Below are 19,647 nucleotides of genomic sequence, written 5' to 3'. Positions count from 1 at the left end.
AGGCCCGCTCTAGCGCGTCCCCTTCTTCGCGAACTCCGCGACGGTGTCTGCGTTGTCCTTCGTAATGAAGGCCGGCCCGGTGAGTACGGGAGCCGTGCCGCCGCCGCTGAAGTTGCCGTTCGTCCGGTACAGCCACAGTGCGTCGACGGCGAGGTAGCCCTGGAGGTAGGGCTGCTGGTCGACGGCGAACTCGATGTCGCCGCCCTGGATGGAGGAGACGAGGTCCTTGTTGAGGTCGAAGGTGGCGACCTTGGCCTTGCTGCCCGAGTCCCCCACCGACTGCACGGCGGTCAGGGCGATCGGGGCGCCGAGCGTGACCACCTGGTCGATGGTGGAGTCCTTCTGGAGCTTGGCGGTCAGGGTCGACTTCACGGAGGGCATGTCGGCGCCGTTGACGTACAGGTTCTCCGTGGTGCCCTTGAAGCCCTTCTTCAGGCCGGCGCAGCGTGCCTCCAGAGCGACCTGGCCCTGCTCCTGGATCACGCAGACGGCGTGCTTGGCGCCCAGCTGGTTGAGGCGCTCGCCGAAGGCCTGGCCGGCGATGTTCTCGTCCTGGCCGAAGTACTCGAGCATGCCGAGTTCCTTCCAGTCGTCCAGGCCGGAGTTGAAGCCGACGACGGGGATGCCGGCCGCCTTGGCCTTGGCCACCGCGCCCTTCATGGCGTCCGGCTTGGCCGCGGTGAGCGCGATGCCGTCGACCTTCTGGTCGATGGCGTTCTGCACCAGGTTGGCCTGGTTGCCCGCGACGGGGTCGCTGGAGTAGACGAGCTTGGTGTTGTCCTTCGCGGCAGCGGCCTGCGCGCCCTTGCGAATCAGGTCCCAGAAGGTGTCGCCGGGCGCCGCGTGGGTGACCATGGCGACGGTCATCCGCGGGGTGGTGGCCTTGCCGGCCGCGGCGTCGGTGCCCCCGGTCTCGGACTGCTTCCCGCCGGAGCCGCTGGAGCAGCCGGCGGCGAGCAGCGTGCCCACGAGGGCGGCGGCGGTCAGGGCTGCGGGTCTGTGGTGTCTGCGCATGTCGGGTGCACCTCACTGTGCGGGGAGAGGGGAGCCGCGCGGTCCGGGGGCTGCGTACCGATGGCTGCCTGGAGCGCGTTACTAGCGCGCTCTAGTGGCAGGTACTATGCGGGCGCCTTCTGGGGATGTCAACAGCTTTGTCAGGACGTACCAACAAAACCCGCGAGGCGGGCCTGTGAAGCTCGCCCCAGGCGCAGCAGAGCCGCCCGTGCGCGCCGGCAGTGGAACGGCGCGGACGGGCGGCTCTGGCGGCATACGGTCCTGAACCGTCCCGGCGGGCTCCGCTCAGTTCCCGGGTCCGCCGATGTTGACCATCCAGGGGGTGCCGAAGCGGTCCGTGCACATGCCGAACTCGTCGCCCCACATCTGCTTCTCGAGCGGCACCGACACCGAGCCGCCGTCGGAGAGCTTCTCCCAGTAGCCGCGCAGCTCGGCGTCGTCGTCACCGCTCAGGCTCACGGAGAAGGGGGTGCCCGGCGCGGACTCCATGCCCGGCGGGTTGTCGGCGCCCATCAGCGTGAAGCCGCTGGTGGTCTCCAGCATGCCGTGCATGATCTTGTCGGCGTTCGGGGCGTCCGCCTGGCCGAAATCGCCGTAGCTGTTGAGGGTGAGGTTGCCGCCGAAGACCTCCTTGTAGAACTCCATCGCCTGCCGGGCTTCGCCGTTGAAGGTGAGGTACGGATTGAGGCGCGTGACCATGTGAACCTCCCGTAGGGCAAAAGGGTCATTTGCGCGCAGCGTAGCGCCGGGCACTGACAATGGCTCGCCGAGCGCGTCGCGCGGGGGCGGGGGAGCGGGGTGCCAGGCGGGAGCCGGGAGGCCGGAGTGGACGCCAACCGACTTGTTAGCGTGGGCCCTTGAGCTCAGGGGGACGGAGACAGCTCATGACATCGACCACCTTCCGCGTCGGCGGGGACCTGGACGTACGCCGGCTCGGTTTCGGCGCCATGCATCTGCCGGCCGAGCCCGGGCCCGGCCGGGAGAACGCCCTCGCGGTCGCCCGGCGGGCCGTGGAGCTTGGCGTCACCCTGATCGACACGGCCCACCTGTACGGCGAGGGAGCCAATGAGGAGCTGCTCGCCGAGGCGTTGCACCCCTACCCGGAGGGGCTGCTGATCACCACCAAGGTCGGTGTCGCGCGCACCGGCCCGGGAGGCGAGTGGAAGTTCGACGGACGGCCCGAGATCCTGCGTGCCCAGGTCGAGCAGGCCCTGAGCCGGCTGCGGGTCGAGCGGATCGAACTGCTCCAGCTGCACCGCATCGACCCCGACACGCCGCTCGCCGACCAGCTCGGCACGCTGCGGGACCTTCAGGCCGAGGGCCTGGTCGGACGCATCGGGCTGTCGGAGGTCTCCGTGGACGAGCTGGCCGAGGCCCGGGAGATCGTCGACATCGTGAGCGTGCAGAACCGCTACAACCTGCTCGACCGCGAGCACGAGCCCGTTCTCGCGGCGTGTGCGGCGGCCGGTATCGCCTTCCTGCCGTGGCGGCCCGTGGCGTGGGGGAAGGCGGGGGCCGAGGCGGAGATCGCCGCCGTGGCGGCCGAGCTCGGGGCGACGCCCACGCAGGTCGCGCTCGCCTGGCTCCTCGACCGCGCACCGGTCGTCCTGCCGATCCCCGGCACGGCCCGGATCGAGCACCTGGAGGAGAACCTCGCCGCCGCGGACCTCGACCTGACGCCCACCCAGCGCGCCCGCCTCGACGGGTTGGCCGAGACCGGGTCGGACAAGGGTCCGGGGCAGGCCTGAGCGGGCTCACGCCTCGTCGGACGCCCCGTTGTTCCAGTCGTACGGGCCGCCGCCCTGCCACTCGATCAGCTCGGTGTCGTCGACGGCCGTGTCGGCCGTGGGCAGGCCCTCGCGGTGCAGCAGGTCCAGTACGTCGAAGAGGCTGTAGGCGACGCCCATGCGCTCGCCGTGGATGGTCACCAGTCGTCCGCCGTCCGTCGCGGGCGGCTGCACGACCACAGGGGGTTGACCGTCCATAGCCCCACCATGCTCCCGAAACGGCCGGTCCGCAGCTCGGTGGCGTCCAGACGCGGTACGGGGCCCCTCTCGCGCCGGCGCCCGGGCGCGCTGTACGCCGGTGACAAGCCGCCGTCCGGAAGCTGAGTTCTCATCAGCACTCCCTGAGAGCGGTCGTGCCACCGCCCTAGCGTCCGTGGCATGGACATGAACCTTACGCACAGAGGGAAGTGGCGCGGTGCCGCGCTCGCGGTACTGCTGACCGCCGGGACACTCACGGCAGCCGCCCCGGGCGCCCGGGCCGACGGGACGCGGACCGAGACGCCCGTCGCGTCGACCTCCCCCGTCACCGGGGTGACCGAGTCCGTCGTACGGGTGAAGGTACCGCTGCCGGAGTCGGCCGGGCCTCGTCCGGCGGCGTGTGACTGGCTGTCGTATCTGCGCTACCGCTCGGCCGACGGGCCCGCCGCGTCGGCCGGCGCGGACCGGATCCTCATCGCCCAGCCCGGCATCCTGGAAGGCGCCGGGGCGTTCGACAGCGTCGCCCGCAACACCGTCACCAGGGCCGCCGAGCAGGGCGCGCACATCGAGTTCTGGGCGCTGGACCGGCGCTCCAACTGCCTGGAGGACCGCACCGGCATCGCCTCCGGCGACCAGCACAGCGCCGTCGACTACTACTACCGCGGCAAGCAGGTCGACGGCCGGACCTTCGGCGGCTACGCGGGCAACGGACAGCTGGGCTGGATGGCGAAGCTCGGGATCGAGCAGACCGTCCGGGACCAGTACGACCTGCTCACCGCCGAGTTGCCCGACCAGGCGCAGCGCAAGCGGAAGGTGCTGTGCGGCGGGCACTCGCTGGGCGGTGTCGTCACCGGCTACTTCGCCGCCGCCGACTTCGACGGAAACCGGGCCACCACGGCCGACGCCGGGTACAACCAGTGCGCCGGCTACTTCGCCCTCGACACCACCGTCTCCACCTCGCTCGCAGACCTCAGCGGGGGCCTGCCCGACGACACCAACCTGCCCGACATCGGCCTCGGTCACGGCGTGGTCCAGGCCGGACTGGACAGCGGGCTGCTGTCACGCACGCTGTCCGCGCCGGTGCTGCTCAACCCCGAGACCATGACCCTGCTCGGCATCGCGGGCCTCGGCGCCCTCGAAGACCTGGAGGGTGAGGCCGACCTGCCCCGCTATCTGCCCTCCAACCTCAACATCGAGGCCACCAACCGCTTCCTGTTCGCCAAGGACACCGCCGCGTTCCTCAGCGGTACGCCGTCCGTGAAGGACTTCCGGCTCACCAACGGGGCGGTGCTCGGGGCGCTGCTGGACGACAACTCCGTACCGCTGGCGTTCCTGCAGACCAGCGTCGGCTTCTTCGACGGCGGGCCCATCGCCGACAAGAGCTTCCCCGTCGCCAACGGCGGTGCGGGGCAGCCCGGTCTCTACGGCACCGCGTACAAGGCCATCCCGGACCGCCCGCAGGGTCCGCTCTACACCTGGCGCAACTACGACCGCGTCGGCGACCCCGACGACCCGGGCCACCGGTCGGCCGACGGCACCCCGTTCACCGGTGCGGGCGAGGAGGTCACCGACATCCGGCAACTGGCCCGCAGCCTCGCCGAGCAGCCGCTGGACTTCACCGAGCAGTACTTCCCGACCAAGCTGGTCACGGACATCCAGCTGTCCACCTCGCCGCAGGTCAAGAAGCTCGTCGTCCACCCGGGCGGGCTCACCGCCAACCCGGTGCTCACCGTCCTCGCCGGTGAGGGACTGCTGGCCGGCCGGGTGCCGCCCGAGCTGCATCCTGTGGTCGCCGACGGCTACCAGCACCTCGACGTGCTGACCGCCGCGCCCGCGCAGAACGACGGCGGGCCCGAGATCGTCTCCACCAGCCTCGCCGGGTTCGCCCGGTCACCCCGCTAGACACCGGAACGGGGCCCGGGAGGAGATCCTCCCGGGCCCCTCGGTGTGCTTCCGGGACTAGAGCCTGCCCGCGGCGAACGTGGCGGCCGCGTCGGCGTCGTCGCGGTAGCTCAGATGCGCCCCGACGTCACCCCCGCCGTTCTCGCAGACGGGGTCGCCCTGGGCGCAGAGGTCCAGGGTGCGGCTCTGGTAGGTGCCGGTGACGCTCTTGCCGAGGGCCCGGATCGGGTTGCCGAACAGCAGCACCGCTGCGACCTTCGGCTCGACCGAGGCGGGCAGCGTGGCCACGATGGGGCTGCCGACCACAGCGCCCGCGCTGCTGATGCCGATCGAGTTGTCGACGACGTTCGCGCCCTGCGAATAGCCGACGAGGACGAACTTCTGGTTCGGGCAGGACGCGGCCTGGCTCCTCACATGGTTCACCAGGTCCAGATTGCCCTGCGCCGCGGACGTCGGGGAGAGGTCGGCGGGATAGTTCACCTTGTAGCTGGACAGGTTTTTGCCCGCTGCTTTCTTCTGCAGGGCGGAAAGCACCGGGTCGCCGACGATGAAGCCGAGCGTCCCGGGCTCGAAGGTGCCGCGTGCCGAGACGAGTTCCACGTCGGAGCAGGCCGCGGCCGAGGCCGGGGGAGCCGAGAGGGTGGCGAGCCCGGCCCCGCCGACCAGCGAGAGCGCGGCGAGACACAAACGGATACGCATGGGGGATCCTCCGCGTGTGAGGCGCGTCGAGCGCCTGCGAAAAAGGACGGCCCGAACGTATTCGCTTTCTCCCGCCGGGAGTTATGGACGGGATTATGGAATCCCCGCTGTTTTTTGTCGCCGATTGAGTACGCCGCTGAATGCGGGAGTCAGTTCTGCCGTGTGTGCAGGGATTCCGCGCGCAACGCGAGGATGAGATCGAGGCGGGTGCCCGGATCGTGCAGGGCGTCCCCGAAGAGCTTCTCCAGCTGGCGCAGCCGGTAGCGGACCGTCTGCGGATGGATGTGCAGCCGCGCGGCCACGTCCGGCACATTGCTGCCGCTGAGCAGCCAGGCCAGCAGCGTCTCGGCCAGCCGCTCGCGCTGCCCCGCCGAGACCGTGTCGAGCGGCGCCAGGACCCGCGCCTGGAGCCGCTCCAGCAGCGGCTCGTCGGCGTACAGCAGCAGGGTCGACAGATGGTCGGAGCAGTGCTCCACGCCCTGGCGGGGCAGGATGCCACGCCCCATCAGCCCGAGCGCCCTCGTGGCCAGGCGCAGCGATCGCGCCGCCTCCGTGACCGCCACCGTCGGGCCGATCGCGGCGGGACGGCCGCGCAGGGCGAGTGTGAACGCCCGGCCGAAGCGGCCGGAGCCGTCCGGTTCGGGCACCAGCATGCGCGGTGGCCGGGACCCCATGTCCACCAGCGCGCCCGCCGCCGCCAGCGGCCGGTCCTCCTCCCGCCGGTCCGGCGCCGCCGCGAGTGCCACCACGGCGACCGTCCGGGGCACCGGCCAGCGTGCGCCGTGCGCCAGGTCCTGCACGGCCTCCAGCGCCACCGGGCCGTCCTCCAGCAGCAGGTCCAGCAACCGCCTGCGCCGTCGCTCCAGCTCGTCGGTGCTGCGCAGCTGTGCCTCCGCGTAGCCGGCCGCGGCCGCCTGGGCGACCTCGTGCACGGTCCGGAACGCCAGCTCACCGAGCGCGGCGACGGCAGCGGAGTCGAGGCCGAGCTGCTCCGCCGTGGACCCCATCAGCCGCCAGGCGTGCAGCCCGCCCACCCGCAGCGCGGACTGCAACGCGTCCAGGCTGCGGCCCTCCAACGCCTCGCCGCGCCCGAGTTCGTAGTACGTCGCGGCGATCGCGCTCCCGTCGTCGCGCGGGTCGGCGATGTGGTCGACGAACAGGGTGAGCGCCTGCACCACCCCGGACCGCAGGTTCCTGCGGTACGTCCCGCCGGCGGGACGCGCGTACTCGGGAACCTGACGGCAGACCTCCTCCTCCACCAGGTCGGCGACGGAGGCCAGTTGGGCACGCAGCAGCTCCGCGAGCTCGGGCGGCACCGGCGGCGTGCCGGGGCGGTCCGGCACGCCGCGCGGGGTGGGCACGGCCATCACGGACACTCCTTTCGACCGGAAGCGGCTCACCCGCGGGCTGTTGCCGGTGGGACGAGTGGGAAGTCCAGCGTTGGACGGACGTCCCCTCCGCTCCGTTCCGTGCCCCGACGGCACCCCCGTCACTCCGGCACGCCCAGCGCACGGGCGAGGACCGGCCACGAGGCTGTGAACTCCGGCTTCCAGTGGGCCCAGTCGTGTCCGCCTCCCCCGTAGAAATGCGTGGTGGCCGGGACGCCCATGAGGGCCAGCGTGCGGGCGAAACCCTGGGTCGAGGGCCACAGGGCGCTCTCCAGAATCCCGGGCAGCGGATCGCCGCCCCCGCCCACTCCGCTGCCCTGCGAGACATACAGGGCGGTGCCGCGCAGCCCGGTGGCGCGGGCGCGCGGGTTGAAGTCCCGCCAGGTCAGGAGGTTGAACACCGGATTGCCCCACAGGGAAGCGGCCGGCAGGTTCTCCCGGGCCACGATGGCGTCCATGATGGCGGGAACACCGGGGGCGGTGGTGTCGAGGATGCCGCTGTAGGAGGCCGCGGCCCTGAACGCGCCGGGGTGGCGGGCCGCGTGGGCCATCGCGCCGTAGCCGCCGGTGGAGACCCCGGCGACCGCCCGCACGCCGGAGGCCCGGTAGTCCCGGGCGAGCAGCGCCGGCACCTCCTTCATCTGGAAGGTCTCGTAGTCGGGGCCGCCGCGCCAGACGCTGGGGATGCCGGTGGGGCCCGCGTCCGGCATCGCCACGATCAGGTCACGGCCCTCGGTGAACGCCTCGATGTCCGTCTCGCGGGTCCACGACGTGTAGTCGTCGTGAGCGCCGTGCAGCAGGTACAGCACGGGGTAGGTCCGCCCCGGCTGCGAGCCGAAACCCGACGGCAGGATCAGCCGGACCGGCGCGCTGCGGCCGAGCGCGGCGGAGGGCACGGACACGTCCAGCGTGCGCGGCCCGAGCCGGGTGGCGGCCCCGGCACGGGCCGTGCCGCCCGCGGCCCCGAACAGGACGGCGAGGCCGGCGGCTGCCGTCGCTCTGGCGACGGTGCGCCGGGACACTCCGGCGGCGGGCTTCGGCGACAGATCGGACATGGCGGCTCCTCGGGTTCAGGTGTCAGGGGGCCCGCTCGGCGAGCACCCGGCTCAGGTGGGCGGCGATCTCGTCGACGTGCGGCGGGTCGAGCAGCGACAGATGGTGACCGGGCACCGGCACGACCTCCAGGCGCGGGCACACCTCGTCCCAGCCCAGCGCCTCGTCGTCCCGCTCGTACGCCGGGTCGCGCACGGTGTGCGGCGCGGACTCGGTGGCCCGGTAGAGAACCACCGGCCCGTCGTGGTCCCCGGGCCGGTGCGACTCCCCGATGCCCAGGTCCAGGTAGGAGGCCCGCTGGTGCTCCAGCGCGGCGGGCGGCACGTCGGCCGCCTCGCGCAGCGACCGCAGCACGGTGTCGATACGTGCCCCGTCGTCGTCCAGGGCCACCAGGTCGTCGTACGGCAACTCCAGCCGCACGCCGTAGGTGTCGGCGACGTGACGGGCGAAGCCCTCGAAGTGCGCCCGGATCCGATCGGCCCGCGTCAGCCCCGGCCGGGGGAGCGGGCGTACGGAGTCGATGAGTACCACCAGCCGCACCTCCCGCCCCGCGGCGGTCAGCTGCCGCGCGGTCTCCTGGGCGACGAAGCCGCCGAAGGACCAGCCGCCCAGCACACAGGGCCCGTCGGGGTGAGCGGCGTTGATCGCCTCGGCGTAGCGCCGCGCCTTCTCCGGCACGGTCCGGGCCTCCTCGATCCGCTCCAGCCCGTACACCGGCCGGTCCTCCCCGAGGCGTTCGGCGAGGGGGCGGTAGACGGCGACCGGGCCACCCGCGGCGTGGACGAGGAACAGCGGGGGCCGCGAACCGGTGGCACGCAGCGGGCGCAGCGGGGTGTCATCGCGGGGGAGGGCCTGCCGGATCCGGGCGGCGGCGTCCTCGACGGTGACGGCGGCGAACAGGTCACGCAGGGGCAGCGCGATGCCGAACTCGCGCTCCACCGCGGTACGGACGCGGACGGCCATCAGCGAGTCCAGGCCCAGGTCGGCCAGCGCGGTGCCCGGGGCGACACGGGTGGGCGGGTGGCCGGTGACGGCGGCGATGTGCCGGGTCAGCCGGGCCAGGACCGAAGCGGGCTCCGCGACTTCGGCGAGGGGCTCCTCCTCCGTGACCGGCTCGGGGTGTGCCCGGACGTCCGTCCACCAGTGCCGTACGTGCCGCCACCGTGGCAGGGGCAGGTCGACGACCCGGCCGGGCGGCGCGGGCAGCCGCTGTCCCGCGACGTACAGGGCGCCGAGTTGTCCCGCGAACGCCTCCGAACCGTCGGCGTCCCTGCGCAGGGTGGCCAGGGCGAGGGCGCCGGGCACGGTGTCGGCGACCGCCCCCGTCAGGACCGGATGGGGCGAGATCTCGACGAACGCCGTGTGGCCGTCGGCCGCGGCCGTGGCGAGCGCCCGGTCCAGACGCACGGGCAGCCGCAGGTTGGCCGCCCAGTGGTCCGCGTCGAACCCGCAGTCGCCGCGCGGGTCGTCGAGGACGGTGGAGTAGACGGGGACACGCGGCTGCCGCCCCCGGATACCGGCCAGCGCGTCGACGAGCTCCGGCAGCAGCGGGTCCACCTGCGGCGAGTGCCCGGCACCGACGACCCGCATGGACCGCGCCGCCCGGCCCTGCCCCTCCAGCCGGCGCACGAGCCCGGCCACCGCCGTTTCCTCTCCCGTGACGACCTTCTGCCGAGGGGAGGAGTGCACGGCGACGTGCACCCCCGGGAAGTCCCGCTCCAGAGACCGCAGTTCGGCGTCGTCCAGGTCCACCACGGCCATCGCGCCGCCGCTCAGCCCGCTCAGCAGCCGGGCCCGTACGGCGATGACCCGCGCCCCGTCCGCCACGTCCAGCGCGCCCGCGCACACGGCCGCCGCGACCTCGCCCATGGAGTGGCCGATCACCGCCGCGGGCTCCACCCCGTACGAACGCCACAGCTCCGCGAGTGCCAGTTGCAGCCCGAACAGGACGGGTTGGGCGACCTCCAGCCGGTCGAGACCGGCACCGGACGAGAGGTGGTCGTACAGGGACAGGCCGCACTCCGGGGCGAGGTGCGGGTCGAGTTTCTCGACGGCGGCGGCGAACGCGGGTTCCTCGGCCAGCAGCCGGCGCCCCATCCCGGGCCACTGGCTGCCGTAGCCGGAGAAGACCCACACGGTGCCGTGCCCGACGCGGTCGCGGTCACCGGTCACCACCCGTGCGTCCGGATGCCCTGTCGCCAACGTCCGCAGAACATCTGCCAGTTCGGCACGGTCCCGGGCGGCCACGGCGGCCCGCACGGGACCCCGGCCCGTGCGCCCCGCCAGGGTCCGGGCCACGTCGGCAGGGTGCGCGGCGCTCTCGCGCAGCCAGTCGGCCAGTCGGCCCGCCGTGTCGCCCAGGCGCTCGGCGTCGAGGTCGGAGAGCAGATGCAGCCGCGCCGCGGGTTCCTCGGCCGGCCGGGCCGGGACCAGGCCGGGCGGCCCCTCTTCCAGCACCACATGCGCGTTGGTGCCGCCGAAGCCGAACCCGGAGACTCCCGCGACAGCGGTGCCGCCGTAGCGCGGCCAGGGCTCCGGCTCGGTCACCACCCGCAGCCGGCCGTCGGTGAGGGAACTGCCCTCCGCGCAGTGCAGGGACCGCGGGATGCTGTCATGGTGCAGGGCCAGCACGGTCTTCACCAGGCCCGCGATGCCCGCTGCCGACTCCAGATGACCGAGGTTGCCCTTGACGGAACCCAGCAGCAGCGGCTGGTCCGGGTCACGGCCGGCGCCGAGCACCGCGCCGAGCGAGCCCGCCTCGATCGGGTCGCCCAACGGCGTGCCGGTGCCGTGTGCCTCGACGTAGTCGACGTGCGCCGCGGCGAGCCCCGCCCGTGCGTACGCGCTCCGCAGCAACGCCTGCTGGGCGGCCGGGTTGGGTGCCATGAGGCCGTTCGAGCGGCCGTCGGAGTTGACGGCGGTGGCGCGCACGACCGCCAGGACACGGTCGCCGTCCCGCTCGGCGTCGGAAAGCCGCTTGAGGATCACGGCCGCGCAGCCCTCGCCGCGCCCGATGCCGTCGGCCGACGCCGAGAACGGCTTGCACCGCCCGTCCGGCGCGAGGGCCCCCGCGCGCCGGAAGGCGACCGAGACCGCCGGTGACAGCAGCAGGTTGACCCCGGCGGCGATCGCCGTGTCGCTCTCGCCCGTGCGCAGGCTGACACAGGCGTGGTGCACGGCGACCAGCGAGGACGAGCAGGCCGTGTCGACGGCCATGCTAGGACCCCGGGCGTCCAGGACGTAGGAGAGCCGCCCGGCGGCGACGCTCAGGGCGCCCCCGGCCGGCGCCCAGGGATCCACGGCGGCCGGGTCGGCGCCGGTGAGCTGTCCGTACTCAGGGGCGGAGACCCCGACGAACACGCCGGTGGCGGTGCCCGCCAGGGACCCGGCCGGAACGGCGGCGTGGTCGAGCGCCTCCTGCACGACCTCCAGCAGGATCCGCTGCTGCGGGTCCATCACCGCGGCCTCGCGCGGGGTGATCCGGAAGAAGTCGGCGTCGAACCCGGCGATGTCATCGAGATAGCCGCCGTACGGATGCGCGTCCGGGGGAGGGAAGGCGGTGAAGTCGCGCCAGCGGTCCTCCGGGACGCGCCGGATCGCGTCGACGCCCTCGCTGAGCAGCCGCCAGTAGCCGTCCGGGCCGTGCACCCCGCCGGGCAGCCGGCAGCCGACTCCGACGACCGCGACCGGCTCGGCCGTACTGCCCGGCGGTCCGGCCAGGGCAACCGTCGGGGCCTGCGAGGCTCCCGCGTCGCACAGCCGCGCCACCAGCGCCTCTCCGGTCGGCGTCTCCCACAGCAGGGTCGGCGGCAGTTCCCGCCCCGAGGCCCGGGACAGCTCACCGGCCAGGGCGACCGCGTCCCGTGAGGACATGCCGAGGTCGGCCAGGGGCCGGTCCATCGGGACGGCCTCGGGGGACGTGCCGCACCAGGCTGACACCCGCTCGGCGATGAGCCGGCGCAGCGCGTCCTCGTCGAGGGGCCTCATCCCGCGGCACCCGGCGTCGCCGCCCGGGCCCGGCCGCCGTAAGCGCCCTCCAGATACCGGGTCCGGGTCAGTGCCCGCGACACCTTCCCGCTGGAGGTACGCGGCACCGTGCCCGGCGGCACCAGGACCACGTCCGCGAGCCGCAGCCCGTGCCGCGCGGAGACGGCACCCCGCACGGCACGCACCACGGCCGGCACGTCCAACTCGGTGAGACGCGCGGTCCGCGCGTGCTCCGCCACGACCACCACCCCCTCACCGGCGCCGCCCGGTACGGCGAACGCCGCCAGCCGGTCCCGGCGCACCGCCGGGTCCGCGTCCTGGGCGGTCGCCTCGACGTCCTGCGGATAGTGGTTGCGGCCGTCCACGATGATCAGGTCCTTCAACCGCCCCGTGACGACCAGCTGCCCCTCCAGCACCGTCCCCAGATCGCCCGTCCGCAGCCAGCCGCCCGGACCGGCCGCGGCGTCCGCGAACTCGGCGCCGAACACCTCCCGCGACCCCCGGTTCCAGTAGCCGCGTCCCACGTTCGGCCCCTGCACCCAGATCTCTCCGACCTCACCTTCCGACAGCAGGGCCCGCGTGACCGGGTCGGCGACCCGGACCCGCTGCCCCGCCGGGGTGCCGCAGCCCGCCAGCAGCACGGCCCGGGGATCGTCCGGCCGCGCGGGCAGGGCCTTACCGGCCGCCAGGGCGTCACGGTCCAGCGCGAACCGGGTGAGCGGCTCACCGGGCCGGGCCGCGCAGACGAACACGGTGGCCTCGGCCAGGCCGTACGACGGGCAGTGTGTCTCCGGGGCCAGGCCCTGGGCGGCGAACGCCGCGTGGAAACGGTCGGCCGTGCCCGGGCGGACCGGCTCGCTGCCGTTGATCAGCGCGGTGACCCTGTCGAGCCGCAGCCCCTCCTTCTGCTCGGCGGTCACGGTCGCGACGCAGTAGTCGTAGGCGAAGTTGGGCGCGGCGCTGACCACGTTCGGATGCGCGGCGAGCAGCCGCAGCCAGCGCACCGGCTCGTGCAGGAACGCCGCCGGGTCCATGAGGACCGACAGGAGCCCGCGTGTCACCGGGGCCGCGATGCTCAGCACCAGGCCCATGTCGTGGTAGAGCGGCAGCCAGCCCACGCAGGTCAGCGGGCCGGCGTCGGCACCGTAGGCGGTCAGCGCCTGGCGGGCGTTGGCGACGACGTTGCCGTGGCTGATCTCCACGCCCGCCGGGGCGCGGGTCGAACCGGAGGTGTACTGGAGGTAGGCGGTCGCCTCGGCGTCCGGCGGGACGGGCCGCCAGCCGTGGACGGCGTCGTCGGGCACCTGGTCCGCCAGGACGATCCGCGGCCCGTCGGAACCGAGGAAGTCCCGCACCTCGTCCTGGACCCGGCTCGTGGTCACGACCACCGAGGGACGGGCATCCGCCAGGACGCCCGCCAGCCGGTCCGCGTGCCCGGGCAGGTCCGGCGGATACAGCGGTACGGCGACCAGTCCCGCGGCCAGCGCCGCGAGGAAGGCGGTCACGTACTCCGTGCCCTGCGGACACAGCAACGCGACCCGGTCCCCGGGCCTGGCCTGTTCGGCGAGGTGCGCGGCCAGCGCCCGCACCCGCACGTCCAGGCGGCTCCAGGTCAGGGTGCGGTGGACGCCGCGCGCGTGCTGTGCCGGATGCTGGACGAAGGTGAACGCCCGGCGGTCCGGGGTGGTTTCGGCCCAGTGCCACACGTACTCCGGCAGCGTCGGGCACGCGGGCGCGAGCGGGGGGCGGCGGCTGTCCATCAGGCGGGGCTCCTCACGGCGTGCATCGGCCTACGAGTCGAAAAGGGCGAGGTCAGAGCGGGATGTTGCCGTGCCGGCGTTCCGGCATCGGCGCGCGTTTGCCGCGCAGGGCGCGCAGCGCCCGGCAGACCTGCTCCCGGGTCTCGCGCGGCGCGATGACGGCGTCGACATAGCCGCGCTCGGCGGCGAGATACGGAGTGCCGTGGGTGCGCTCGTACGCCGCGAGAAGCCGGGCGCGCAGCGCCTCCGGGTCGTCGGACGCGGCGAGTTCGCGCCGGTGCAGCACGCCCACGGCCCCCTCGGCGCCCATGACGGCGATACGGGCGGTGGGCCAGGCGAGGTTGACGTCGGCGCCCAGATGCTTGGAGCCCATCACCGCGTATCCGCCGCCGTACGCCTTGCGCACCACCACCGTGACCTTGGGCACCGTCGCCTCGGCGTAGGCGTACAGCAGCTTCGCGCCGCGCCGGATGATCCCGGCCTGCTCCTGCCGCACCCCGGACAGATACCCGGGCACATCGGCGAAGGTCAGCAGGGGGATGCCGAACGCGTCGCAGAACCGCACGAACCGCGCCGCCTTCTCCGACGCGTCGATGTCGAGGACACCGGCGGCACACAGCGGCTGGTTGGCGACGACACCCACCGAGCGGCCCTCGACCCGGGCCAGGGCGCAGATGATGTTCGGCGCGAACAGCTCCTGCACCTGGAGCAGTTCACCGTCGTCGACGACCGCGTGCAGGATGTCCCGCATGTCGTAGGCCTCACCGAGCCGGTCCGGGACGACCTCGTCGAGTCCGGCCCCGGGCGGAGCGTGCCCGGGCGCGTACTCCGGGGGCCGTTCCAGGTTGTTGGCCGGGAGGTACGACAGCAGGTCGCGCACGGTGTCGAGGGCGTCCTCCTCGTCGGCGGCCAGGAAGTGGGCGTTGCCGTTGACGGTGTTGCTGGTGCGGGCGCCGCCCAGCTCCTCGGCGGTGGTGCGCTCGCCGGTGACCGTCTCGATGACGTCGGGGCCGGTGACGAACATGTGCGAGGCGCCGTCCACCATCACCGTGAAGTCGGTGATCGCCGGGGAGTAGGCGGCGCCGCCCGCGCACGGCCCCAGGACGACCGAGAGCTGCGGAATCACCCCGGACGCCTTGACGTTGCGGCGCACCAGCTCGGCGTAGAGGGCGAGGGCGGCGACACCCTCCTGGATCCGGGCGCCGCCGGAGTCGTTCAGGCCGATCACCGGGCAGCCGGTCTTCAGGGCGAGGTCCATCAGGGCGACGGTCTTCTCCCCGAAGGCCTCGCCCATGCTGCCGCCGAACACGGTGGAGTCCTGGGCGAACACGCACACCTGGCGGCCGTCGACCGTGCCGTACCCGGTGACCACCCCGTCGCCACAGGGGCGGCGGGCGTCCTGCCCGGCGGGCCGGGCCCGCACGAACAGACCCGTCTCGGTGAAGGAGTCCTTGTCCACGAGCCGTTCGATCCGCTCCCGGGCCGAGAACTCCCCGCGCCTGCGCGGCCCGCCCGGGGCCACCGCCCGGTCCCGGCGTGCTGCCAGGCCGGCGACGCGTTCCGCGGTGCTCTCGCTCACCTCTGTGCTCACAGCCACCTCCGAAGGGGCTCTCGACTGTGGCAGTGAGGCGGGGAGGTGCCGGGTGAATCACCTTTCTGTGTGGGGGAGTTGAGTCCTTCGACAGGGGGTTTCATCCCCCAGTGACAACAGACCGATCAATTCCAGTCATTTCCACCCTGGGTGAGTAAAACATGTGAATGTTTCCGCGTGGTTCGGGCATACGGAGCGAAAAACAGAGAGAGGGGCGCTACGTGCTCGTACCGGACCGGAAGGTCGTCAGGGAGCTGCTGACGCGATACGCGTCGCTGAGGATCGCTCAGGCGGAGAGGCACGTGCCGACGGCGGCACGCGAGCTTGACGACGTCAGCTACACGCTGTGCGTGATGATGGGGACGTCCGTCATCCACGACGCCATCGCCAAGGCGGACACCCTGCTGCTCACCAAGGGGCGGTCCGAGGCCGCGGAGGCGGACGGGGAGAACGGCTTGACGCTGGTCGGCTGAGAACGTGTGAGACCCGGCGCACGGCCGGGCACCGCCCCGGTGGCCTATGGACGGGCCGCCGGGGCGTTCGTCTTCCTGTGGAACGCCGAGCGGTACGCGTACGGCGTGGTGCCCACCACCTTGCGGAACCGCTCCCGGAACGCCGTCGGTGAGCCGAACCCCGCCTGGCGCGCGATCCGTTCGACCGAGTGGTCCGTGTTCTCCAGCAGGTACTGGGCGCGCCGCACCCGCGCCCGCAGCAGCCACTGCAACGGCGTGGTGCCGGTCTGCTCGCGGAAGCGGCGGCTGAAGGTCCGCTCGCTCATCCCCGCGCGCGCCGCCAGGGTGCCCAGCGTCACCTCGTGCGCGAGATGGTCCTCGATCCACTCCAGCAGCGGCTCGAACGCCGACCCCCGGGGCACGGGCGGGTGCTCGTGCACGATGAACTGGGCCTGCCCGCCCTCCCTTTCCAGCGGCATCACCGACATCCGGGCGATGTTCGCCGCGACGGCCGACCCCAGATCCCGCCGGATCATGTGCAGGCACAGATCCAGCGCCGCCGCCGCGCCGGCCGAGGTGAGGATCTGACCGTTGTCCACGTACAGCACGTCCGGCTCCACCTCGACCGCCGGGAACCGCTGGGCCAGTTCGCCGGCGGCCACCCAGTGCGTCGTGGCGCGCAGGCCGTCCAGCAGCCCGGCCTCCGCCAGTACGAAGGCACCCACGCACACGGACGCGATCCGGGTACCGGACTCGGCCGCCCGCCGCAGCGCCGCCAGCACCCGGGCGGAGGGCGGCGCGGCGTCGGGGGAGCAGCCCGGCACGATGATGGTGTCGGCCTCCGCCAGCACCTCGAGACCCTGGTCGATGCGCAGCGTGAAACCGCCGTCCGCGCGCACCTCCGGCGTCTCGGCGCACAACCGGACCCGGTAGGCGGGACGCCCGTCCGGCATATGGGTCCAGGCGAACGTCTGCTGGGGCGCCGCCATGTCGAACGGCACCACTCGGTCGAGAACCAGGATCGCCACGGAGTGCATGCCCGTCACCCTAGGTGTGTTCCCGCCAGCGGTGTGACCCGGGGACGGGATGGCCCGGGAGGCGTGGGCGCAGGTCGGACGAGTTGGCGGGAATCCGTTGGAAACTGTCGTTCCAGCCCATGGGTGATCATGTCCCGGCTCCCTAACGTGGGCCCGGCATCGTTGATCGCGTCATGGAAAGAGTCCCGGTGACCAAGTTCCTGCTGTCCCTCCATGTCCTGGCCGCCATCGTCGCCATCGGTCCCGTGACCGTCGCGGCCAGCATGTTCCCGCCGGCGGCGCGCCGCGCGGCCGTCGCGCTCGGCGACGGCCCCGACCCCTCGGCGGTCGGCACGGTCGCGCTGCTGCACCGCATCTGCCGCGTCTACTCCGGTGTCGGACTGACCGTCCCGGTCCTCGGGCTCGCCACGGGTGCCGCGATGGGCGTCCTGGGCAGCGGATGGCTCGTCGCCTCCATCGCGCTGACCGCGGCCGCCGCCGGGATGCTGGCCGCGTTCGTCCTGCCCCGCCAGGAGGAGCTGCTCGACCGGCTGAAGGGCGAACAGACCGTCGATCGCCAGAACACCGTTCAGCTCGCCATGTTCACCGGCGTCTTCAACCTCCTGTGGGCGACGGTCACCGTCCTCATGATCGTCCGGCCGGGCTCCACCACGGGGGCCTGAGAGCCGCGCCACTCCGCCTGGCACAGATGTCCGTTCTGCGTCAAGTCATCCCAGGGAATTCACACTCCGGGATACCGGGCCGCCTAGACTCGTCAGTCTTGCCCCCGCACGGGGACGACGAGCAGAAAGGCACGTTGCCGGGTGTTCCAGGATTCCCCCATCTACGACCGACTCATCGCGGAGTGCGGCGATGTGCCCGCACAGGTTCGCCGCGAGGCCGAACGCGTGAGCAGGGAACTGGAGATGGCCATGCGGCCCTACCAGTCCCCCGGCTACGACCGCCCGCAGGCCCCGGGCACGGGCTGGCAGCGCACGGCCATGCTCCCCGCCCCGCGGCAGCCGTGAGCGAGGAGACCGTGGCCATGAGACCGCCCGGGACCGGCGCGTGGCCGGGCCCGGCGCTCAACGGACCGTCGTGCTCGAGCCGTTGACATGCGGTGACTCGTCGGGGATCGGGCGGGCCAGCCACTCCGCGATGGTGCGCGCGATCGGCTGACCCGTCTCCACCTCGACGAACCCGAACTGCCCCGACTGGTTGCACTCCAGGAACCACCAGGTCCCGTCCGCGTCCTCGACGAAGTCGAAGGCGCCGTAGGCCAGTTCGGCCCCACGCAGATAGGCCTGGACGCCCGCCGCGATGCACGACGGCACATCGGCGGGGCACCACGGAGAGCCGGGCGCGGCGAAGCGCACGTCGACGTCGTCCGGGTCCGCGTCCGCGGCGGTCGCCTTGCGGGCGGCCATCATCTGCTCACCCACCACGGTGAGACGGATGTCGGCCCGCTTGGCGACCCGCCGCTGTAACAGCGTCGGCCCGAACGCGACGGCGGAGAAGTCCGTGTCCGGCGCGACCCGGCTGGTCGGCACCGCCCGGGGCGGGTCCTGCGGATGCGCGCCCGACACCGGCTTGACCACCAGGTCCGGGTAGCGCTCGGCGAACTCGCGGGCGGCCCGCGGGAAGGTCGTGATCAGCGTCGCCGGCACGGGCAGGCCGCACCGCTGGGCGAGACGCAGCTGCCACGGCTTGTGCCGGGCCCGGCGGGCCGCGTCCGGATGGTTCATCCAGCGCGCGTCCGAGCCCCGCAGCATGCCGTAGAGCGCCTGAGCGGCCTCCTCGGTCAGCCACGCGGACGGCTGGGCCGCCCGCCCGGCCGGAGTGCCGGGCCGGCGCACCCAGACCGAGCGCAGTCCCCCGATGCTCACCAGCCGCCCCCCGGCGGACAGATGGCCACGGAAACGGCCGTGTACGTACTCACCGGACAGCGCGACACCGCCGGTCAGGTCGGCGGGATCGACGCGGACCACCGGAACCCCCGTCGCGTTCAGGTGCACGACCACCATGTCCGCGGTCACGTCCTCCTCACAGGTGAGGATCAGTACGGTCATCTTCGGCGGCCCGCGGTCAGTCGTCGAAGTGGGTCTTGGAGCCTGCGGTGGACGTCGTGGTGCCCGCCTCTCTCAACAGGCCGAAGTCGCTGGCCGCGATGCGGCCGTCGAGGAGCACGTTCAACTGCAGTCCGGTGTCGTACACATACGGAATAGCAGCTTCCAGCTCCACTGCCGGGCGCGCGTAGTTGAGCGCGAACGGTTGCATCGTCTCTCCCTCGTCGGTACTGCGCCGACCAAGCGTTGGTCATTGGGCGCGGCCCCCCGGCCGCTCGCTTGTTTCGGCTTCCAGAGACTTATACGAATCGAACGGGTGGTTGGTTTCCTTACTCTCCGTAGTTATTTGGCCGGTTCGTGGTCAGCCCGGCGTGTCGTCCTGCGATTCCGCTCGCCGAGGGAGCCACGGACGGTACGCAGAGCGAGCAGCAGGACACCGATGTCGTCCAGGTACACCGGGTCGGGCAGTACGTCGGCAGGCAGGACGAAGTAGAGAACCGCGCCCCAGAAGACCCAGCGCGGCCCCGTGGGCAGCCCCGCGCTCCGTAGCTCGCGCCGGGTCCGGACCAGTCTCAGGAAGATACGGATGGCGAGGACGAGGACGAGGGCCGCGAGAATCGCGGCCAGGGTGATCACCGTTGCGGTCGTATCCACGGGTTGCCCTCCTCCTGGCGTGCCGCGACACGGGGTGTCCCTACCTGGATTCCCGTTTCCGGCGGCTGTATTGCGGCCGG

The 19,647-nt window shown here is 72.8% G+C and carries 18 protein-coding genes; 5 read left to right on the top strand and 13 right to left on the bottom strand.

Features of this window, described 5'->3' with window-relative positions; genetic code table 11:
- Window positions 1-9 precede the first annotated feature (9 nt).
- Both ACZ6I3_RS20805 and ACZ6I3_RS20800 read right to left on the bottom strand, forming a co-directional pair.
- Window positions 10-1,014, bottom strand: a complete 1,005-nt coding sequence (locus ACZ6I3_RS20805; RefSeq protein ID WP_469416348.1) for a substrate-binding domain-containing protein — start codon at window positions 1,012-1,014, stop codon at window positions 10-12.
- Window positions 1,015-1,299: 285 nt separating this feature from the next.
- A complete protein-coding gene (locus tag ACZ6I3_RS20800; protein WP_469416346.1) occupies window positions 1,300-1,713 on the bottom strand; it encodes a VOC family protein in 414 nt (137 codons plus the stop codon).
- Between the two features lie 185 nt (window positions 1,714-1,898).
- On the opposite strand from ACZ6I3_RS20800, the gene ACZ6I3_RS20795 reads away from it, so the two are divergent.
- Window positions 1,899-2,762 (top strand): aldo/keto reductase, encoded by an 864-nt coding sequence (locus ACZ6I3_RS20795; protein WP_469416345.1) that lies wholly within the window; start codon window positions 1,899-1,901, stop codon window positions 2,760-2,762.
- A 6-nt stretch (window positions 2,763-2,768) separates the two neighbouring features.
- Here ACZ6I3_RS20795 and ACZ6I3_RS20790 read toward each other — a convergent pair whose 3' ends face one another.
- Window positions 2,769-2,999 (bottom strand): hypothetical protein, encoded by a 231-nt coding sequence (locus ACZ6I3_RS20790; protein WP_358609388.1) that lies wholly within the window; start codon window positions 2,997-2,999, stop codon window positions 2,769-2,771.
- 180 nt (window positions 3,000-3,179) lie between these two features.
- Between ACZ6I3_RS20790 and ACZ6I3_RS20785 the strand changes: the two genes are divergently transcribed.
- A complete protein-coding gene (locus tag ACZ6I3_RS20785) occupies window positions 3,180-4,901 on the top strand; it encodes a hypothetical protein (RefSeq protein WP_469416343.1) in 1,722 nt (573 codons plus the stop codon).
- Between the two features lie 57 nt (window positions 4,902-4,958).
- Here ACZ6I3_RS20785 and ACZ6I3_RS20780 read toward each other — a convergent pair whose 3' ends face one another.
- The 6 genes from ACZ6I3_RS20780 to ACZ6I3_RS20755 all read right to left on the bottom strand — a co-directional run bounded on the left by ACZ6I3_RS20780 (window position 4,959) and on the right by ACZ6I3_RS20755 (window position 15,379).
- Window positions 4,959-5,600 (bottom strand): cutinase family protein, encoded by a 642-nt coding sequence (locus tag ACZ6I3_RS20780; RefSeq protein ID WP_469416341.1) that lies wholly within the window; start codon window positions 5,598-5,600, stop codon window positions 4,959-4,961.
- A gap of 149 nt (window positions 5,601-5,749) precedes the next feature.
- Window positions 5,750-6,967 carry a PucR family transcriptional regulator gene (locus ACZ6I3_RS20775; protein WP_469416340.1) on the bottom strand — a complete coding sequence of 406 codons (1,218 nt, stop codon included), beginning with the start codon at window positions 6,965-6,967 and terminating at the stop codon, window positions 5,750-5,752.
- 122 nt (window positions 6,968-7,089) lie between these two features.
- Window positions 7,090-8,043, bottom strand: a complete 954-nt coding sequence (locus ACZ6I3_RS20770) for an alpha/beta hydrolase (protein ID WP_469416338.1) — start codon at window positions 8,041-8,043, stop codon at window positions 7,090-7,092.
- Window positions 8,044-8,065: 22 nt separating this feature from the next.
- Window positions 8,066-12,028: a beta-ketoacyl synthase N-terminal-like domain-containing protein gene (locus ACZ6I3_RS20765; protein WP_469416336.1), complete on the bottom strand. Its 3,963-nt coding sequence runs from the start codon at window positions 12,026-12,028 to the stop codon at window positions 8,066-8,068.
- On the bottom strand, window positions 12,025-13,788 hold the full coding sequence (locus tag ACZ6I3_RS20760) for a fatty acyl-AMP ligase (protein WP_469416334.1): 1,764 nt from the start codon (window positions 13,786-13,788) through the stop codon (window positions 12,025-12,027). Before ACZ6I3_RS20760 ends, ACZ6I3_RS20765 begins: the two co-directional genes overlap by 4 nt.
- A gap of 52 nt (window positions 13,789-13,840) precedes the next feature.
- Window positions 13,841-15,379, bottom strand: a complete 1,539-nt coding sequence (locus tag ACZ6I3_RS20755; RefSeq protein ID WP_469416333.1) for an acyl-CoA carboxylase subunit beta — start codon at window positions 15,377-15,379, stop codon at window positions 13,841-13,843.
- Between the two features lie 221 nt (window positions 15,380-15,600).
- On the opposite strand from ACZ6I3_RS20755, the gene ACZ6I3_RS20750 reads away from it, so the two are divergent.
- Window positions 15,601-15,852, top strand: coding sequence for a DUF5133 domain-containing protein (locus ACZ6I3_RS20750; RefSeq protein ID WP_469416331.1), 252 nt, complete (start codon window positions 15,601-15,603; stop codon window positions 15,850-15,852).
- 44 nt (window positions 15,853-15,896) lie between these two features.
- On the opposite strand, the gene ACZ6I3_RS20745 is transcribed toward ACZ6I3_RS20750, so the two are convergent.
- Window positions 15,897-16,868 carry a GlxA family transcriptional regulator gene (locus ACZ6I3_RS20745; protein WP_469416330.1) on the bottom strand — a complete coding sequence of 324 codons (972 nt, stop codon included), beginning with the start codon at window positions 16,866-16,868 and terminating at the stop codon, window positions 15,897-15,899.
- 188 nt (window positions 16,869-17,056) lie between these two features.
- Here ACZ6I3_RS20745 and ACZ6I3_RS20740 point away from each other — a divergent pair, with 188 nt between their 5' ends.
- Window positions 17,057-17,530 carry a hypothetical protein gene (locus tag ACZ6I3_RS20740; protein ID WP_469416328.1) on the top strand — a complete coding sequence of 158 codons (474 nt, stop codon included), beginning with the start codon at window positions 17,057-17,059 and terminating at the stop codon, window positions 17,528-17,530.
- Between the two features lie 141 nt (window positions 17,531-17,671).
- The gene (locus ACZ6I3_RS20735) at window positions 17,672-17,875 is read left to right on the top strand and encodes a hypothetical protein (RefSeq protein ID WP_469416327.1); all 204 of its coding nucleotides are present in this window, start codon (window positions 17,672-17,674) and stop codon (window positions 17,873-17,875) included.
- A 57-nt stretch (window positions 17,876-17,932) separates the two neighbouring features.
- Here the strand turns inward: ACZ6I3_RS20735 and tgmB are convergent, their stop codons facing one another.
- The 3 genes from tgmB to ACZ6I3_RS20720 all read right to left on the bottom strand — a co-directional run bounded on the left by tgmB (window position 17,933) and on the right by ACZ6I3_RS20720 (window position 19,567).
- Entirely contained in the window at window positions 17,933-18,916 is a 984-nt protein-coding gene (gene tgmB / locus ACZ6I3_RS20730; protein WP_469416326.1) for an ATP-grasp ribosomal peptide maturase, read from the bottom strand.
- Window positions 18,917-18,932: 16 nt separating this feature from the next.
- The gene (tgmA, locus tag ACZ6I3_RS20725) at window positions 18,933-19,124 is read right to left on the bottom strand and encodes a putative ATP-grasp-modified RiPP (protein ID WP_469416325.1); all 192 of its coding nucleotides are present in this window, start codon (window positions 19,122-19,124) and stop codon (window positions 18,933-18,935) included.
- A gap of 131 nt (window positions 19,125-19,255) precedes the next feature.
- A complete protein-coding gene (locus tag ACZ6I3_RS20720) occupies window positions 19,256-19,567 on the bottom strand; it encodes a YkvA family protein (protein WP_469416323.1) in 312 nt (103 codons plus the stop codon).
- Window positions 19,568-19,647: the final 80 nt, after the last annotated feature.

The sequence above is a fragment of the Streptomyces sp. NPDC041940 genome (assembly GCF_055589465.1).
Note: the sequence above shows the minus strand (reverse complement) of the source record. Positions and strands in the feature narration are given on the sequence as shown.

Coding starts and splice junctions, on each gene's coding strand:
- ACZ6I3_RS20770 (WP_469416338.1), bottom strand. CDS start 8,043: ATGTCCGATCTGTCGCCGAAGCCCGCCGCCGGAGTGTCCCGGCGCACC.
- ACZ6I3_RS20795 (WP_469416345.1), top strand. CDS start 1,899: ATGACATCGACCACCTTCCGCGTCGGCGGGGACCTGGACGTACGCCGG.
- ACZ6I3_RS20805 (WP_469416348.1), bottom strand. CDS start 1,014: ATGCGCAGACACCACAGACCCGCAGCCCTGACCGCCGCCGCCCTCGTG.
- ACZ6I3_RS20760 (WP_469416334.1), bottom strand. CDS start 13,788: ATGGACAGCCGCCGCCCCCCGCTCGCGCCCGCGTGCCCGACGCTGCCG.
- ACZ6I3_RS20790 (WP_358609388.1), bottom strand. CDS start 2,999: ATGGACGGTCAACCCCCTGTGGTCGTGCAGCCGCCCGCGACGGACGGC.
- tgmB (WP_469416326.1), bottom strand. CDS start 18,916: ATGACCGTACTGATCCTCACCTGTGAGGAGGACGTGACCGCGGACATG.
- ACZ6I3_RS20765 (WP_469416336.1), bottom strand. CDS start 12,028: ATGAGGCCCCTCGACGAGGACGCGCTGCGCCGGCTCATCGCCGAGCGG.
- ACZ6I3_RS20800 (WP_469416346.1), bottom strand. CDS start 1,713: ATGGTCACGCGCCTCAATCCGTACCTCACCTTCAACGGCGAAGCCCGG.
- ACZ6I3_RS20745 (WP_469416330.1), bottom strand. CDS start 16,868: ATGCACTCCGTGGCGATCCTGGTTCTCGACCGAGTGGTGCCGTTCGAC.
- ACZ6I3_RS20775 (WP_469416340.1), bottom strand. CDS start 6,967: ATGGCCGTGCCCACCCCGCGCGGCGTGCCGGACCGCCCCGGCACGCCG.
- ACZ6I3_RS20780 (WP_469416341.1), bottom strand. CDS start 5,600: ATGCGTATCCGTTTGTGTCTCGCCGCGCTCTCGCTGGTCGGCGGGGCC.
- ACZ6I3_RS20785 (WP_469416343.1), top strand. CDS start 3,180: ATGGACATGAACCTTACGCACAGAGGGAAGTGGCGCGGTGCCGCGCTC.
- tgmA (WP_469416325.1), bottom strand. CDS start 19,124: ATGCAACCGTTCGCGCTCAACTACGCGCGCCCGGCAGTGGAGCTGGAA.